This window comes from Tolypothrix sp. PCC 7712 (assembly GCF_025860405.1).
GTDB lineage: Bacteria > Cyanobacteriota > Cyanobacteriia > Cyanobacteriales > Nostocaceae > Aulosira > Aulosira diplosiphon.
Map to the genome: position 1 here is coordinate 3,527,369 of NZ_CP063785.1, position 18,083 is coordinate 3,545,451.

The 18,083-nt window shown below is 40.0% G+C and carries 14 protein-coding genes; 7 read left to right on the forward strand and 7 right to left on the reverse strand.

Annotation, left to right across the window (positions count from 1 at the left end; translation table 11 throughout):
* Nucleotides 1-269: 269 nt before the first annotated feature.
* On the reverse strand, nt 270-818 hold the full coding sequence (locus HGR01_RS14565; RefSeq protein ID WP_045870381.1) for a CAP domain-containing protein: 549 nt from the start codon (nt 816-818) through the stop codon (nt 270-272).
* Between the two features lie 1,096 nt (nt 819-1,914).
* Between HGR01_RS14565 and HGR01_RS14570 the strand changes: the two genes are divergently transcribed.
* Both HGR01_RS14570 and HGR01_RS14575 read left to right on the forward strand, forming a co-directional pair.
* Nucleotides 1,915-4,347, forward strand: a complete 2,433-nt coding sequence (locus tag HGR01_RS14570) for a hybrid sensor histidine kinase/response regulator (protein ID WP_096621580.1) — start codon at nt 1,915-1,917, stop codon at nt 4,345-4,347.
* The gene (locus HGR01_RS14575) at nt 4,344-5,618 is read left to right on the forward strand and encodes a sensor histidine kinase (RefSeq protein WP_045870380.1); all 1,275 of its coding nucleotides are present in this window, start codon (nt 4,344-4,346) and stop codon (nt 5,616-5,618) included. Before HGR01_RS14570 ends, HGR01_RS14575 begins: the two co-directional genes overlap by 4 nt.
* A gap of 121 nt (nt 5,619-5,739) precedes the next feature.
* Here the strand turns inward: HGR01_RS14575 and psbA are convergent, their stop codons facing one another.
* The 5 genes from psbA to HGR01_RS14600 form a co-directional block, all read right to left on the reverse strand.
* Nucleotides 5,740-6,822, reverse strand: coding sequence for a photosystem II q(b) protein (gene psbA / locus HGR01_RS14580; protein WP_045870379.1), 1,083 nt, complete (start codon nt 6,820-6,822; stop codon nt 5,740-5,742).
* A 246-nt stretch (nt 6,823-7,068) separates the two neighbouring features.
* A complete protein-coding gene (locus HGR01_RS14585) occupies nt 7,069-8,853 on the reverse strand; it encodes a ShlB/FhaC/HecB family hemolysin secretion/activation protein (RefSeq protein ID WP_081584008.1) in 1,785 nt (594 codons plus the stop codon).
* Nucleotides 8,854-9,658: 805 nt separating this feature from the next.
* Entirely contained in the window at nt 9,659-10,309 is a 651-nt protein-coding gene (locus HGR01_RS14590) for a hypothetical protein (protein WP_096621583.1), read from the reverse strand.
* A gap of 646 nt (nt 10,310-10,955) precedes the next feature.
* The gene (locus HGR01_RS14595; RefSeq protein WP_045870378.1) at nt 10,956-12,332 is read right to left on the reverse strand and encodes a DUF2330 domain-containing protein; all 1,377 of its coding nucleotides are present in this window, start codon (nt 12,330-12,332) and stop codon (nt 10,956-10,958) included.
* 113 nt (nt 12,333-12,445) lie between these two features.
* Entirely contained in the window at nt 12,446-13,294 is an 849-nt protein-coding gene (locus HGR01_RS14600; RefSeq protein WP_045870377.1) for an RnfABCDGE type electron transport complex subunit D, read from the reverse strand.
* A 222-nt stretch (nt 13,295-13,516) separates the two neighbouring features.
* Here HGR01_RS14600 and HGR01_RS14605 point away from each other — a divergent pair, with 222 nt between their 5' ends.
* Entirely contained in the window at nt 13,517-13,990 is a 474-nt protein-coding gene (locus HGR01_RS14605) for a GNAT family N-acetyltransferase (protein WP_045870376.1), read from the forward strand.
* 52 nt (nt 13,991-14,042) lie between these two features.
* On the opposite strand, the gene HGR01_RS14610 is transcribed toward HGR01_RS14605, so the two are convergent.
* Nucleotides 14,043-14,519, reverse strand: a complete 477-nt coding sequence (locus HGR01_RS14610; RefSeq protein WP_045870375.1) for an NAD(P)H-quinone oxidoreductase subunit N — start codon at nt 14,517-14,519, stop codon at nt 14,043-14,045.
* Between the two features lie 990 nt (nt 14,520-15,509).
* On the opposite strand from HGR01_RS14610, the gene rplC reads away from it, so the two are divergent.
* From rplC to rplB, 4 genes are all read left to right on the forward strand, one after another.
* Nucleotides 15,510-16,145 carry a 50S ribosomal protein L3 gene (gene rplC / locus HGR01_RS14615; RefSeq protein WP_045870374.1) on the forward strand — a complete coding sequence of 212 codons (636 nt, stop codon included), beginning with the start codon at nt 15,510-15,512 and terminating at the stop codon, nt 16,143-16,145.
* A gap of 103 nt (nt 16,146-16,248) precedes the next feature.
* Complete coding sequence (gene rplD / locus HGR01_RS14620) at nt 16,249-16,881, forward strand: 50S ribosomal protein L4 (RefSeq protein WP_045870373.1); 633 nt, start codon at nt 16,249-16,251, stop codon at nt 16,879-16,881.
* Nucleotides 16,874-17,188: a 50S ribosomal protein L23 gene (locus HGR01_RS14625; protein WP_045870372.1), complete on the forward strand. Its 315-nt coding sequence runs from the start codon at nt 16,874-16,876 to the stop codon at nt 17,186-17,188. The genes rplD and HGR01_RS14625 overlap by 8 nt, the downstream gene beginning before the upstream one ends.
* Before the next feature lie 7 nt (nt 17,189-17,195).
* Nucleotides 17,196-18,059: a 50S ribosomal protein L2 gene (gene rplB, locus HGR01_RS14630; RefSeq protein ID WP_045870371.1), complete on the forward strand. Its 864-nt coding sequence runs from the start codon at nt 17,196-17,198 to the stop codon at nt 18,057-18,059.
* Nucleotides 18,060-18,083: the final 24 nt, after the last annotated feature.

Below are 18,083 nucleotides of genomic sequence, written 5' to 3' on the forward strand. Positions count from 1 at the left end.
CATTATTATTGTGCAAAAAAAGCAGAATTTCTAGCCATTTCTCAGGTGACCGGAAGAGGTAGGGGGAAAAGGAGCAGGGAGCAGAGGGGGAAACAGAAAAATATTATCTCTTGTAAATTGGATAATTTATTTTCTGGAAGTCTCTAATGCAGTAACTTCAGCCTATAGGTTCGTTGTTAAGTGGTTTCAAAGAGTAGCTGCAAAAGCTTGTACGCAACTCAGAACTCAGCACTACCATGACGACTGTGAGAAACTTCTGGCAAGCTGCACTAATTAGTTTGCAAGAAAATCTGTGTGAGATAGACTTCACCTTTTTGATTAGCAGCAACGCCAATCCCGGTAAGATTATATTTTCCTTTGATGTTCTTAAGATGCCCTGGACTATTGAGCCAACCAATCACAGCTTGTCCTGCAGGATCGCTATATCCTTGATTAAAAGCAACATTTTCGCCTGCACTTTTGTAAATAATCGGTAGAATAGTAACTCGTTTCTCAAAACCTTGATGGCTAAAAGGAACTTTACCATTAGCCATATTTTGGCTATGAATTCTTGCCTGCCGAGTGATATTTGCATTCAGGGTCAACTTTGATAAACCCTTAGAAACACGATATCGATTAATTTGGTCAAAAACTGATTTTTCCAGTGCTGTAGTTTTAAAAACAGTATTTGATGCAACAACCTGATTTGAAGCGATCGATAACGGTTTATTATTAGGGTTTTTTTGTGGAGAACTGTGTCCTGAAATCGGAGTAGTTGTTAATCCACTGGCAAGGACAAGCGTACTTAAAGCTATGCCAAAAGCAGTTTGTCGTAACATGGAAATTACTTAATGTATAGAGTTATAAGACCTCTAATCTACCTTATTCTTCCTAGCAGAAATACGAGGATACTATTAAGGCTTGATGAACTTAGAGAAATTTTGCAACTGCTTTACAGTAAATACAAGTAATCACCTCCAAGTTTATACACTAGGATAGATGTAGATGTTTCAGATGCATTAAGTAGCTTAACGAAGTGATAGCTGTCCCTGAAAAGATAAAAATTATCTGAATCTTTAAAAAAGATAATGTAGTATCTTCTAGACAAATGTCATAAGCACTACATTTTTCATTAAATAAATTGGCATAAATAAATATTTACGATTGATATCAGAGGCTGTTGCGAAGTGCTGAAGAATCAGCCAGCAGATATGACCAAGATTTGCAATACTAACCCCAAGGTATTGACAGCCAGAAATCACTTGCAACTTTGAATTTTATAGCCTGCATCGTAGCCCACTGACTGAAAAGTTCTGAGTCCTAGAGTTGAGGCAGTGCGGGGAGGTTCTTTTCGTTGTAGCAACTGGCATTGCTGAGTAAAAATCCCATTGAAACTTTCATGTATTGCATGAAATTTTTTCATGGAGACTACTTCATAAACTTTGTTTATGTTGCTCTCTTGGTGCTGTTGACTATCTATTCACACTACATACTGAGAGACATTTTTTACAGCCTGAACAAAGTTTCAAACACCCTTTTATAAAACAATCAAGGGGCACAATTATATGTGCTATTTGCTAGATACTTAATTTAGCGAAAATACTTTATATAAAACTAATATTTGAAATTTAAAAAAAGTAATTATACTTTTATTTCTTCTTCCCTGTTCCATACCTGAGCAAGTAATTTCAAGAATCAAAACGATTTTGATATATAACAATCATAAATTTGTTTATTAGCAACACTTCTTAAAGCTAATCAAGGTTTTTATCGGTGAATAATAGATAAATTTTAACGATAAAACTATTATATGTAACATTAATATAAATTTATTGCTGTTTTTAATACAATCTGTGAGTGTCAGTAATTTCTTGGGAAATCTAAGGATAACCTAGAATTTCTGCTGACTTAACTTTGTAATTAAGGAGCAAACCCTTGATACAAGAACACTCCAGGCTATCGGTATCTGACGGAGAAAATCACCGCTCACGTAATTTACTGATTCGATTTATTGTTGGTGGCACTACCCTTGTAGTTAGTATTTCTGCATATTTTAGCTATCAAGCAGCTAGAAATATGACGCTCAGTGATTTGAGACAGAGTGCTTTTTTAGAAGTACAGAGAGGAGGCGATGAAATTCAGGAGTGGTTACACGTCCGCCAAGTAGAAGTAGAAACCTTGGCTAATACTCCTACTGTACGCTCCTTAACTTGGTCTATCGCAGAACCTTATTTAACCGCAGAAGTTAACAGGATTAAAGAATTTTTCTTTTTCCAAATGGTTAACCTAGATGGCTCATTTGCTAATACCAAAGTTGGGCCTTCAAATAAAAATATAAAGGATAGAGACTTCTTTCAAAAAGCGATCGCAGGTAAAAGCAATATTTCCGATCCCTTTATTAGCCGTTCTACAGGAATTCCGTTAATTGCGATCGCGACTCCAATTTGGGCAACTAGTCCGCAAGCTGGTTCGCCAATAGGAGTTTTCCACGGGAATGTGAAAGTCGATCATATCCAAGAGGTTGTCAACTCGCTATACTACGGCCCCAACAGCTATGCTTTTGCGCTGAATTCCCAAGGACAAGCGATTGTCCACCCCAATTCCGCGTTAATGTCAACCATCGAAAAACCCGCACCTAGTTTGCTGAAAATTGGCGATCGCAATTTAAATGCGATCGCGCAACGGATGGTAAACAAAAAGCAGGGAATTGAGTTGATGGAAATTGATGGTACTCAAAAATATGTAGCTTATTTGCCGTTAAAATCTGCTAATTGGTCAGTGGCTTTGGTAATTCCCCGCCAAAATATCGAATCTCGGCTGCAATTCCTCGATGCGATCGCCTTAATTGTCGGTGGGCTGACAGTCACCATGATTACAGTATTGTGGAGAGTACAAGCATTTGAACAAGCTGAACTTAAAAAATCTAAAGCAGCAGCCGATACAGCTAATCTGGCGAAAAGTGAATTTTTAGCTAACATGAGTCATGAACTGCGAACACCCTTAAATGGGATTCTCGGTTGTGCCCAAATTTTACTGCGTTCTCCAGCTTTACCTGAGTCAGAGCAATATCACGTCAATATTATTGAGCAATGTGGTTCTCATCTGCTGACTTTAATTAATGACATTTTGGATTTATCTAAAATTGAAGCTAAAAAGTTAGAACTGCACCCCCAAGATGTGCATTTACCTTCTTTTCTGCAAGGAATTGGGGAAATCTGCCAGATTCGGGCGAAACAAAAAGGTATTTTGTTTATTTATGAACCTGCAAGTAACTTGCCAACAGGGATTCATGTCGATGTCAAAAGATTACGTCAAGTATTATTGAATTTGCTGGGAAATGCCATCAAATTTACAGATGCGGGTAAGGTGAATTTCAAAGTTGAAGTCATCGATCAACCTCCCAGTGATGAGCAGATAGTTAAACATCAGATTCGTTTTACTGTAAAAGATACGGGAATTGGTATAACTCCCGCAGAATTAAGCAAAATTTTTCTGCCCTTTGAGCAAGTAGGCGAGAAAAAGCGCCAAGCTGAAGGTACTGGGCTGGGTTTAGCCATTACTCGCCAATTGGTACAGATGATGGATAGCGATATCCATGTGCAAAGTCAAATTGGTCAGGGGAGTAGCTTCTACTTTGAGTTAGAGATTCCCACGGCTCATGATTGGGTACAGTCTGCAATGACTGTATCAGACAAACAAATCATTGGCTTTGAAGGAGAAGCCTACACCATCCTGATGGTTGACGATCGCTGGGAGAATCGCACAGTAATTACCAACCTATTGCAACCACTGGGTTTTAATGTAGTAGAAGCCAACAACGGTAAAGAAGGTTTAGAAAAAGCGATCGCACTCCAGCCAAACTTAATCATCACAGATTTGCTGATGCCAGAAATGGATGGCTTTGAATTGATTCAAAATCTGCGTCAGACCCCAGAAATTCAGGATGTCAAAATTATCGTCTCTTCCGCTAGTGTCTTTGAAGCTGACCAATATCGCAGTCTGCAAGCTGGCGGTGATGACTTCCTCAGCAAACCCGTACAGGCTGATGAATTATTGCAGCAATTAGCTAACCACCTTAATTTAGTGTGGATTTATAAGCAATCTCAAGCTGAAGTAACAGCCAAAGAATCTACCACAACCGATAGCCAATCTCCCCAATTAACGCCTCCCAGCACAGAAGTTTTGCAGGAACTAATTACCTTAGCTAGTAAAGGTAACTTCAATGCCATTCTCAAGCGGGCCGATCAACTAGAAGACACAGACATCAAATTTGCGCCATTTGCTAACGAACTCCGGCAATTAGCTAGGCAATTTGATGAAGATTTAATCCTCAATTTCTTGCATCAATACGCAGTGGAAAAAGTATGAATAATACTATAGGAGAGCCTTCTGCTCAAGGAATTATTTTAATAGTTGATGATAACCCCGCTAACTTACAGGTTTTATCCAGTTTTCTCGATCAATCTAACTTTGAAGTTTGGGCAGCGCGCAGTGGTGAGAAAGCTCTTCAGCGATTAGAAAATGGTGATTTACCTGACTTAATTTTGCTAGATATTATGATGCCGGGTATGGATGGGTTTGAAACTTGTAAATATCTCAAAAGCAATCCTCGTGTCCAAGATATTCCGGTAATTTTTATGACGGCTCTGTCCGAAACAGCGGATAAAGTCAAAGGCTTGCGATTGGGAGCGGTAGATTATATTACTAAACCTTTTCAGCATGAAGAAGTCTTAGTCAGAATTGAAAATCATCTGCAACTGAGAAACCTCACCAAGGCTTTAATCTCCAAAAATGCCGAATTACAAAAAACTCAAACTCAACTGATTCAAGCTGAAAAAGTAGCAGCTTTAGGTCAACTAACAGCAGGAATTGCTCATGAAGTCAATAATCCTATCAATTTTATAGCTGGTAACTTAAATTTTGTGGAACAGTATGTACAGGAAGTGGTTAGTTTACTTCATCTCTATCAAAAACATCTACCTGATCCACCGGATGAAATAAAAACCGCAATTGACAAAAATGATCTCAACTTTTTATTAAATGATTTATCGAAAATTATTCAGTCTATGCAAGTGGGTACGAGTCGAGTTACAGAAATTGTTTCATCTTTAAATAAATTCTCACGACACAGAGAAGCAGGTAAGAAGCTAGCTAATTTGTACGAAGGTCTAGAAAGTACAATAATGATTCTGGGACATCGCTTCAAAAGCAATGGTCATCATCCACCTATTCAATTAGTTAAAGAATATGCTAATTTGCCACTGATTGAGTGTTATCCTGGCGAAATTAATCAGGTTTTTATGAATTTAATTTCTAATGCAATTGATGCTATTGAAGAAACATATAAAAATAAAGACTTTAATGAAATTGCTCAAAATCCTGGTGTCATTAAAATCACAACTGAAGTAATAAAAGAAAAAGTTATTATCAGAATCGCAGATAATGGAGCAGGTATCAACAAAGCAGATGAGTGTAAAATATTTGATGCATTTTACACCACAAAGCCTATTGGCAAAGGCACAGGACTTGGTTTATCTATTGCTTATCAAATTGTAGTTAATAACCATAATGGTAAGCTTACATATAATTCCATAGCAGGTGAGGGGATAGAGTTTGTTATTGAACTACCAATCCGATAGTATCAATTCTATAATTTTGGGTTGTAGCTAAAAAATTATTACCATTTTCAACTATCAAAACCTGACAATAAAAAAGCTCCCCATTAGTGGGGAGCTTTTTTATTGAGCTAAAGCTTTAGTATTAGCCGTTGATTGCAGGAGCAGTCAACGCAACAGGAGCAACTTCACCAGCAGCTAAGTCTAAGGGGAAGTTGTGAGCGTTACGCTCGTGCATTACTTCCATACCCAAGTTAGCGCGGTTGATTACATCTGCCCAAGTAGCGATGACGCGACCTTGAGAATCAATTACTGATTGGTTGAAGTTGAAACCGTTCAAGTTGAACGCCATTGTGCTGACACCTAAAGCGGTAAACCAGATACCGACTACAGGCCATGCAGCCAAGAAGAAGTGCAGAGAACGGCTGTTGTTGAAGGATGCGTATTGGAAGATCAAACGACCAAAGTAACCGTGTGCAGCTACGATGTTGTAGGTTTCTTCCTCTTGACCAAACTTGTAACCGTAGTTTTGAGATTCGGTTTCGGTGGTTTCACGCACTAAGGAGGAGGTTACCAAAGAACCGTGCATTGCAGAGAACAAGCTACCACCGAATACACCAGCCACACCTAACATGTGGAAGGGGTGCAACAGAATGTTGTGTTCTGCTTGGAACACGATCATGAAGTTGAAGGTACCGGAGATACCCAAAGGCATACCATCGGAGAAGGAACCTTGACCAATGGGGTAGATCAAGAATACTGCGGTAGCAGATGCTAAAGGTGCAGAGTAAGCTACGCAGATCCAAGGACGCATACCCAAGCGGTAAGACAATTCCCACTGACGACCTAGGTAGCAAGCGCAACCTAGCAAGAAGTGGAAAATTACCAATTGGTAAGGGCCGCCGTTGTACAACCACTCATCTAAGGAAGCTGCTTCCCAAATGGGGTAGAAGTGCAAACCGATAGCGTTGGAAGAAGGAACAACTGCACCAGAGATGATGTTGTTTCCGTAAATTAAAGAACCTGCAACAGGTTCACGGATACCATCAATGTCTACTGGAGGAGCAGCGATGAAAGCGATTACAAAGCAAGCGGTAGCAGCTAGCAGGGTGGGGATCATCAATACGCCGAACCAACCGATGTAAATCCGGTTCTCGGTGCTGGTGATCCATTCGCAAAACCGATCCCATACACTGGCGCGAGAGCGCTGTTGTAAGGTTGTTGTCATTGTTTTATGAGTGCTGATTTTTTATGTATTACGGTAAGCAACTTTACTTACCTGTGTAATCACCATAATGGTACTATTGAGATTTGTAAAGAGTAATTAATTCAAAATTATTTATCAAATGTATAAGTTTTTATTATTTTTATTTTGAACAAGCAAGGTTAAAAATTTTTTTCGTAGAGTTTGCCAAGAGTCAAAAGTCGAAACATTTGGCTTTTGATTCTTGACATTGAACCTTGGACTTTTTTCTCAAAAGGGATTGTAGATCAAAGAAAAGTATAGCCCATTTTCTTGCCATGTGTTCTCCCTAGATTCTACAGATACTAAAGGAACACCCCAGTCAAGACGTGCGGTGAAGCGATCGCCTTGTGTCCACCTTAAGCCCAAACCAACAGAAGCCAGGGTGTTAGGATCTGGGTTTGCTCGATTAGAATTATTCCAAGCCACACCAAAGTCAACAAATGGTGCCAGATGCAACGTACTACCGATTTTGGGTAAACGAAGAATTGGTACTTGAACTTCTGCTGAAGCAAAAGCCCCATTATCCGTTAATAAATAATCTTGGCGATAGCCTCGAACCGTATCAATACCACCTAAACCTAATTGTTCCAAAGGCAGCAAGCTTTTTGATGCCAACTGTGTATTTACACGTAATAGTAGCAATGTTTCTGGAGCCAATAATCTTGCCCATTGTGCTTGTCCTTGCCAAGCAAAAAAGCGGCTATCAGGCCCATCTTGATTAATCGTCGCATCAAACGCACCTATACCTAAATTAAATTGCGATCGCAAAGCAATTACTTCCCGACTGTTGCGGGTTGTCCATTCTTGGAAAAATCTGATTGCAGATATGCGTGTCCTTCCTTGCTCGTCAGCTCCCAATGAAGGAAAAGGTAAACGTTCACCTTCAATATATGTAGCTTCACTCTCGCGCCGTGAAGCTGTCAAACCCAAAGCCAATTCTTGTGTAGGAGTTTGAATAATCGGCTGGCGGAAGGTAATCTCGTAGTAACGGGAAGATGATTCAATATCGAGAATATTGAAAGGTTCTTCAATAACATTGCTCGATGTAGTGCCAAAATTGAAAGAGAGTGTACCGTTACGGGCATTGAGCGGTAATGTATAACCAACATCAAAGGCATTACTACCATCGGTATTAGTGTATGCAAAATTAAAGCCATCTCCAAATCCTAGTAAGTTGGCTTGATTGATTTGTAAGCGGCGGCGAAAACTACCAACACTAGGCGATCGCCCATTATCTAGAACCACTTGAGCGCTGAAGGATTGTGCTTCCCGCACCTCAACTTGTAATACACTCACACCAGGACGAGATCCGGCGGAGAGTTCAGCAGATAAGTTTTGGATCAAAGGATTCAACTGTAATAGTTGCAATGCTTCTAGCAACTGCTCCCGATTTAGCGGTGCTTTGGTGGCGATCGCGAGACGGCTACGTACATAATTAGAGTTCAGTCTGCGAGTACCAGTTACCTGAATTTCTTCTAATTTACCTTCAACAACCTGAATTTTAATTACACCAGATTTGATCGTTTGTGGTGGAATATAAGCACCAGAGGTAATATAGCCATTTCTTACATATAAATCAGTAATTTTAGAACGAGCCTGAAATATCTCAGCCAAAGATATTGGTCTTTTGATAAATTCTTTGGTTTCTGCTGCTAATTGTTCAGGAGTAAATACAGTACTACCAACAACCTCAAATCTTTCTACAACAATATTTTCTGGAAGATTTTCTGGTAAGGTTTGCTCGGGTACTGGAGTGGGGTTAGGAGCAGGAAGAAGTTGTTCTGGTGGTGGTAATGGTTGTGGTGGTTTAGGTAAAGGCGTTGGAGAAGGTACAGGTGGTTGTACATCTTGTGGTGGTGGGAGCTGTTGCGCCTGGATGGAATTAATATTTGAGATTTGTGAACTATTAATAGTTTGAGCTTTTGCTGATTTAGCGTTGATGTTGGCAAGCAACACAAATATACTCAGTTGTAATAACAAGACTCCATACTTATGAAGTAATTTATCGCTCATCATGGTTTAGGGCTATTTCAACTTACATTAAGATTTAGTAAAAAGCAGCTGACATTACAAGATAGCAGCTAGCTGGATATTTACTGACAGTAAATTCATCTAAGTTAAAAAATTAAAGCTTAGACTCAGTTTACAATTAGATTTTCACTATTATCCGCTATAATTACGAATTAGCAAAGAGAGTTGCTTATAATATTTAAAACAAAAGATTAACTAAAAAATACCAAAATTTAGTTTTATTCATCAACTTATAATTAATTGCCAAAATTGCTTTATTTTAGAATTTGATATTTTTCATTATAGGGAAAACTGGCAATTAATTATATTCTTATTAATGGATGTCTTATGGCAAAATATTACTAATTAACCAATAATATTTTTTCGCAGATTCAATTTACAAAATAAAATTTTTATAACTGCTACTAAATATCTAGCATTTTATAAAATATCTAATTTGTATTTCAAATTATATTAATCTCTTGTAACACGGGAATTTTGTACGCTAGAGTTAAACCTGTTAAATGCCATATATTCACTATTAATCATGGCTGGTATTAAGATTAAACCAGTAATAGTAAATATTTACAAAGCTGAGGATAAGTGGCTTTACATTTTTATTTCAAAGTTTTATGAAAACTAATCTCCAACCAAGAAAATGTTCATTTTGATGAATTAATAACTGTTTGATTACATCATGCCATCAATAAAGTGCTAATTAAAAACAATCCCAAGGCTGCCTATATAAGTCTTTCTATTTCATTATTCACACTTGATACTTCAGTCTTCTTTTACTATTTGATAATTTTCATAAATATCCCTCGCTCTCAGCAAATTTCCGCAAGCGTGGTAAACATTGACGTTGATAAAAACTGCTTAAAGTGGGAATAGATAAACCGAATTCTTCAGACAATTCCTTCCAACTAGCTTCTGGGGGTAGACGTTTCAAAATTAATACCTGACAATTGACATCAGAACGTCCTTTAATATAAGCACTGCGGAGTTCTCCTTGAGAGTCAGCTTCCGCCCATATTCTGACATTATCTAACATTGGGGGAGCTTCAGGGGTAGCAGCTAGATTATCCACAGGATCAATAGTATCGCTGTTGTCACCCGAACCCGATTGTCGAATTTTCAAAGGTACTTTGATTGCTTGTTCTCTCTGCTGGCTTAAGTAAAAGTCTTGGAGTCTACGTTTTAGGTAAGCATTCAACCAAGTTACAACACTACCATAATTAGGGTCATAGGCTTGACCTGTCCTAGCTTCACAAATATTGCGACAGAAATATAACCAAGTTTGTTGGAGTGCGTCATGATAATAAGGAGTACTTTCACGCCAGAGCCTACTTGCAGTCAAACGAATGATTTGCGTGAGCAGCTTCTGACGCTCTTTACTTCCGGGTGGGTATTCACAAGCTTGGGCAACTAAACAGCGCAGCTGTTCATCCAATTCAACCATAGCAATCTAGATAAAGAAAGCAAGAATATTTTAATGCAAATATTTCCCCAAAAATCTATTATTTCCAGCTTGGGCAACTTTTTTTCTTTTATGCGCTTAAATGAATAAAAAATTGCCATTTATATGATTAGGCAATAATTGAATTTCTGAAAAAGAATATAATTTTCTATATCTCTGCTTCTACTTTGATTATGCTCTAAATTAACTGTTTAACCTAGATAAATGTGAGAAATATATTGTTTCAAGGTATATATTATTTTTACTTTCTATAAATAGCTATATTTGTTATTGCAACTTTAGCAATGCATAAAACAATATTTATTGACTAAAACCATCAATTTATTCATTGGTTACTATAGAGGCATAGCTATTAATAGCGACAGTCTCCAGACTGGAGGTAATAGTACAGACCAATTCTGGATTATAGCTGCTGAAATACTTAACCTGAATTCGATATCAGATTAAATTTTCATTATACTATTTTTTTACTTCTGGGATTTGTCAACTTGCTTGCGCGGTTTCAGACGTTTAATTTTGAATAAATCTCCTTAACCCAAACTGATGTTACCTACTTGAAGAAAAATGAAAGGGAAAGGTAAAGCTTTGTAATTCCTTTTCCCTTTGTATCCTGAATTAACAAGTTGAACTATAACCCTAACCAGGAAAAGAAACTCTCCCACCAGGAAGTTGTCAAATCGCTGACATTGAAATTCATTTTGCGGCGGATATCTTGAATATTCCAGTTCGTTAGCTTGGCTAAAGTTTGCGCTTCTTGTTCAAAACGCTTAGTTAATGACTGCTTATATTCTCGCCCAGCCGGACAATTTAGGTCGCCTGTAAACGGATGTTGTAAGATGTAACGACCTTGAAAAGATTCCCGGTTAGAAGTTTCTTGGAACATTGGATCTTCGGGGAATTTGTTGCGGGTGTAACGAATATGCAATCGACTGATAAACACATTACTACTAGGAACAGGTGGACGAAAACCACGAGGTAATGTCCGGTTATTGCGAGAATCATCATCCAGCCAAAATACACCTGCTTGCTTGAGTTCCTCTAAAGATAATGGTTCGGCAGAACAAGGATCGCAACTACTCATATCCCAGGCATATTCTAAGAAAGCGACTTTCCTGTCTTCTTTAACATAGGAAGTTTGGAACATGGACTTATAAAAGTCACCAAATTCACTTTTGATGAACACCGGAATATTAGCGTCAGAAGGAACTTTTACTGTGCGATAGTTAGTAGTTTCTGCTTGCCCTTTGGGAGATAAAATGTAAACAATCACATCTTGTTCAGCTGCGGCGTTAATCATACCTAAACGAATTGGCAGCATGAACCTAGGTGATTTGTAGAATATTTGCAGAGGACGGAGTAACTGATAGCCAGATTGCTCAAATTTATCTAAATTGACTTTCGCTACAAAGAATTTCATGGAAGAGCGAATGTATGGCTGAAGTAAGTCTTTAGCTCCCTTAGGAATTTTGTAGCCATTTTGATTAAGCCAGGTTTCCAAACCTCCAGACTCTTTAGCGCTTAAAATCACAATATCGTATTCGCCAACATTGAACCGCGCCTCAACAGTAACACCTAAATTACTACCGCCCCTTTTACTTGAAATCTCATCTCTGGCTGCGGCTCGAGGTGCTGCTTGTGGCATATTTTCACCTTCGTAAACAGGAGCGCAGGGATCTGAATCGAAATATTCTACTAGTCGTGGCGCGCTAAAAGCATCAAGCCGTTCAATAATTTTGGGTTCAGCAACACGAACTTGGTCTTTTTGCAAGACAGTCGGTACAGGTACAACGATCGCAAAATCTTTGACTGCACCCTGAAAATCATTAGCCATTGTCAAGACAGTGCGATCGCCATCTCGCGCAATTACTACCTGAGAAGCTTGATTATAAAGTTTGCTATCAGCTTTAGAAACATAAAATCCACAAAATGCCCATGCTGTAGGCGTAAAACACAGCACAGCTATCAATGCAATGACTATGGAAATTAAGAATCTTAAGGGTTTCATATTATTTTTCAATTGTGTTTAAGAGGCTAGAGATTAGTACCGCCGTGACAAAAAGAATACAGCGTCAGCATTTCCTTGAGTTGTAATGGTTTGTTTATTTGGGCATTGGCTGATTAGGAGCTAGGATTTAAGGAATTAGAGATTTGAGTGTTATCGGGAACACTAGCGTTATCGTCTTTTTTCCACCAAGAATATTCTGGGGCTGACCAGAAGGCATCAAACAAAATAGTTAATGGTGCTAAGATAAACAGGGCCCAAAAAACTGCGCTGGAAATAAAGAAATAGTTCCGCAGTATAAAAGTGAATATGGCGATGCATACTGCCCAAACTAGACGACCAACTCGAGCATTGGGAATTGAGCGCGGATCTGTCACCATAAACAGGGCAAATAACAACAAAGACCCACTCATCAAACGATGCCAATAAACATCCCAAGTCCAGCCTAGCCAAAGATTGCGAATAGCTTCTAGCAGAGAGTAGGAACCCAAAAAAGCAGCTGTCGTATCCCAGCGACCAACTCGCTGCAAAATCATGCCACCAGTCCCAAAAAACAATAGTCCATACCACCAGTCTTCTCCCCACTGTCCTGGCGAAACCCAGGCATCAGAGGTGAGCAGCAAGGCAGTAATAATACCAAAGTTGCCAGGATTGAAGAAATGTTTATTACCAACTTGGAAAAAAAATTTACTAGCGATCGCACTTGCTGCGGCTAAAGCCATTGTCGTCCAATGATCGGCCCGCAACAGCAAACTGAGTCCCAAGGATGTAATTAAAGCACTGCGAAGATTGATGTTTTGTTCTTTACTCAAAATCGAGGACAACATCCATTGGGTTAATAGACAAGTCGCGATCGCTACTCCTATCAACTCCGGCCGCAATGTCCAGTCCCTTGTCCCAATTCCCAAAGCTAGGAACAAGGACAGAAATAGAATTTGATAATCTCGGATATCATTAAGTAACATTACCCGCATATTCAGGGATTACGCGCAGATTTTTCCCCAATCTAGACGGATCAATGCTGAGATCATAAGGTTGTTACAGTTTTTGTTACAAACTGAAGGACTAACAATAGAAAGTTCCGTATTGTTAACCAGTAGTGAAATTGCGATCGCCTTGATGTGAACTAATGTTGCATATCGATTCGCTACAATGCAAAAACAGATTGCTTCCATAGCCTTTAACTTATGCTGATCCGTCCTGCTACGCCAGCTGACGTGCCCAAAGTTTTACCAATGGTTGCAAAGATTTGTGCTTTGCATGATGCTTGGGACTCTGCCAAATACGGGTTTTTACCCCATCCAGAACAACGATATCAAAACTGGTTGGGAAAGTTGACAAATAGCGATAGCAGTGCATTTCTGGTAGCTGAAGATGAAGAGAATTTAGTGGGGTTCCTAGTAGCGACAGTTGAGCGAGAAATTCCTATTTATCGCTTAAAGGAATTTGCCTTTATCCATGATATTTGGGTTGAGCCAGATTATCGTCAAAGAGGTGTAGCACGGCAAATGGTAATACTGGCTGTTGAAATCTTTCAAAAAATGGACATTCATCAAATCAGGCTAGATACCGCAGCAATTAACGAAGCAGCTCGGCGGTTATTTGCATCTTGTGGTTTTCGCATCAGCACTATAGAAATGCTGATGGAATTAAGTCAATAACTGTAGAGACGCGATTAATCGCGTCTCTACTTAAAAGTCAAATGACTAATGACTAACTAGCTAAAAGCGTTTTTTCTAGAGGAGTCCAACGGAAAGCGCGATCGCCACCTCTTTCAATCACTACTTTTACTTTTGGTTCCAAGCGTGGTAAAGCTGTCAAAAAGTCAAGTTCCTGATTGGAAAGGATATGCCCTTCAATGATCCACAAAACCAGTCCTTTAGACTTTGGCGGTAACTGTTCTAGATGAGAACTGATAATAGGTGGCAAATAGTATACATAACCTACTGCTGCACCAGTACCAGTACTTTTTTTACCTAGATGAGGTGGTCGGACTCCATGAACTCCTGTGAGATAGGCCGCCAAATCTCCTAGTCCCTTAGCCGTAATGTGGAGGGTTTCATACCCAGTTGCGCGCAGTCGGCGACGGTACCGACCTTCATAACCCCCTTCTGGAGGAACATAAACACCAAGAGAACCAACTTTTTCTAGTTCGCGAATGAAAGCGTTGCCAGTGGTAAGTAGTGCCATAGATATTCGTTCTATCTCACTTAGATATCTCTATTATTTACTGTGAACTGCTAAATCCGTTTCATCAATTAATTTATGATCTAGATTAGGTTTCCTTGCTGTCAATTCATCCCTTGATATCGCTTCTCTGTAAATTTGATACCTCTGGCTAGGGTAAGGGGATAAGCAAGTAGGGAAGTAAGAACAAATTCTGATTACCAATTACCGATTACCAATTACCCAGTGCCAAAAAAATTTATAGACAAATATAAATAAATCATTTATATTGTTAGATTGTGACCAAATACGCAAATTAGACTGCCCTCTTATTGGCATTCTGAGCTAGTGTGAGCATCAAGGGCTGATGACTTGACTCCAACAAGGATGAATCTAGCTGAGATATGCCGAAGACTGGTACACTAAAAAAGCTTTCGGGTCAAATACAGAACTTATGGCTGGAAAATTCAACCCCAACCCTAAGTTAGAGACTACATTCACTCCTGTAGTCCTGAAAAAGTAGGCAAAACCTTGAACAATAGTTTAAGGTATTTTAGTCGGAGTAGAAACTGAGCAGTAATGTTGGTTTAATCGCATTACATCAGTCTTAGTTAAAGGATACTGGGTGGCAAAAGCTGCTTAAGTCCCACTACGACACGGCTGTCGTCTAAAGTTGGGAAATCCACTCAGGACGCTGCCTCCAGAAAGTGCCTAAGCAATTGCTCGGATGAAAGCATTGCTGCACAAAGTGCAAAGCTCTAAAGCCTTGCCTTGATTCCAGAAGTTACCCTTCCCGTAAGGAAGGTGCTTATGGCTGTTCTGGTGAACTAGTGAGTGAAAGTAAACGGATTCACCAAACAGTAAGGACATAATTTTTTGTGTCCCAGAGAAGTTGGAGTAGCCAAAGCAGCTATAAATTTCGGAGGCTGATCCAACCTTGCTCTGTGTGCAAAATTTATGTCTTTTAGAGTCCGATGCCAAGGTTAGCAACGTAGATAAGGAGAACCAGTTACTGTGTCTGTAGGTATTCTCGGCACCAAGCTGGGCATGACCCAAATCTTTGACGATGCAGGAGTAGCAATTCCTGTCACCGTTGTGCAAGCGGGCCCATGCACCGTTACCCAAGTTAAAACGAAACAAACTGATGGTTACGCTGCCATTCAAGTTGGTTTTAGCGAAGTTAAACCTAAGGCGCTAAACAAACCGCTTTTAGGTCACTTAGCAAAATCATCTGCCCCAGCGTTACGTCATTTGAATGAGTATCGTCTAGATACTGCTAGCGATTATGCTTTAGGTCAAGAAATTAAAGCAGATATTTTTAGTGCAGGTCAAATTGTAGATGTAATCGGTACAAGTATCGGTCGTGGCTTTGCAGGCAACCAAAAGCGTAACAACTTTGGTCGCGGGCCAATGTCACATGGTTCTAAAAACCATAGAGCGCCCGGTTCCATTGGTGCTGGTACAACCCCAGGTCGTGTCTATCCAGGAAAACGGATGGCAGGACGCTTAGGTGGTAGCCGCGTCACAATCCGCAAATTGACAGTAGTACGCGTAGATGCAGAGCGCAATTTACTGCTAATCAAAGGGGCTATTCCTGGAAAACCAGGCGCTCTCGTAAATATCGTGCCTGCCAAGCAAGTTGGGAAGTAGTCAAGAGTCATTATGTTGTTGTCATTAGTCATTAGTCATTGGCTAAGGACAAGTGACAAAGGACAAATGACAAAGGACAAATGACAAGGGACAAGTGACAAAGATGGTTCAGAGTATAGTTAAAAATTGGCAAGGAGAACAAGTCGGAGAGACTTCGTTTGATTTGCGCGTTGCCAAAGAAGAAACAGCGGCTCATATTGTACATAGAGCCTTAGTTAGACAACAGACTAATGCTCGTCAAGGAACTGCTAGTACAAAAACCCGTTCTGAAGTAAGAGGCGGTGGTCGCAAACCTTGGCGGCAAAAAGGTACAGGTCGCGCTCGTGCAGGGTCAATCCGTTCACCCCTATGGCGTGGTGGTGGCGTAATCTTCGGGCCAAAACCCAGAGATTTTGATTTAAAAATGAACCGCAAAGAGCGGCGCTTGGCACTGCGAACAGCTTTTGTCAGCCGCCTTGACGATTTAATAGTAGTAGAAGAATTTAGCGAACAGCTATCTCGCCCCAAAACCAAAGAATTAGTTGCAGCACTGGCCCGTTGGGGAGCTGCACCAGAAGCTAAGACACTTTTGATTTTGTCGGAAATTGCGGAAAACATTAACTTGTCAGCCCGCAACGTAGAAAATTTAAAGGTAATTGCAGCAAATCAATTAAATGTTTTCGATTTACTGCACGCTGACAAAATTGTAGTTACAGCCTCAGCAATAGAAAAAATTCAGGAGGTCTACAGTGCCTAACTTCGACCCCCGAGACCTCGCCGACTTAGTACGTCGCCCAATTGTGACAGAAAAAGCGACCATCCTGATGGAGTTAAACAAATACACTTTTGAAGTAACTCCTAAAGCGACTAAACCAGAAATTAAAGCTGCGATTGAAGACTTATTTCAGGTCAAGGTTGTCAAAGTCAATACTTTGAACCCACCACGGAAAAAAAAGCGTGTGGGCAAATTTATTGGTTACAAGCCCCAATATAAGAAAGCGATTGTCACTATCGCATCTGGGGATGTAGAAAAGGTTAGACAAGTTCTATTCCCAGAGGTCTAAAACAAAGATGGGTACTCGTTCTTATCGCCCCTATACCCCTAGTACTCGCCAAGTTACAATCTCTGACTTTGCGGAAATTACTAAAACTGAGCCAGAAAAATCGCTCACTAAGTACGTACATCGTCCAAAAGGACGAAATAATCAAGGGCGGATTACAAGCCGTCGTCGGGGTGGCGGTCACAAACAGCTTTACCGCATCATCGATTTTAAAAGAGATAAGCGTAACATTACAGGTACAGTCACAGCCATTGAGTACGATCCAAATCGCAATGCGCGGATTGCCTTGGTGTTGTATGAAGATGGTGAAAAACGGTATATTCTTCAACCCAATGGGTTAAAAGTTGGCACCAAAATTACTGCTGGGCCAGAATCTCCTATTGAAGATGGCAATGCTTTACCTTTAGCGAATATTCCTTTGGGTACCAGTGTTCACAACGTAGAAATGACACCTGGAAAAGGCGGTCAAATTGTGCGTTCTGCTGGTGCTACCGCGCAAGTTGTAGCTAAAGAAGGCAATTACGTCACTTTGAAGCTACCTTCCGGTGAAGTTCGTTTAATTCGCCGCGAATGTTACGCCACCATTGGACAAGTAGGTAACACCGACGCGAGAAACTTGAGTGCTGGTAAAGCCGGAAGAAATCGCTGGAAGGGTCGCCGTCCTAAAGTTAGAGGTAGCGTCATGAACCCCGTTGACCACCCCCACGGTGGTGGTGAAGGTAGAGCGCCAATTGGTAGATCTGGGCCTGTTACTCCTTGGGGTAAACCTACTTTAGGTGCTAAAACCCGCAAACCCAAGAAAGCTAGCAGTAAATTCATTGTACGCCGTCGCCGTAAATCTTCTAAACGCGGTCGTGGTGGTCGTGAATCTTAAATTTAGTTGTGGGTAGTGAGTCAA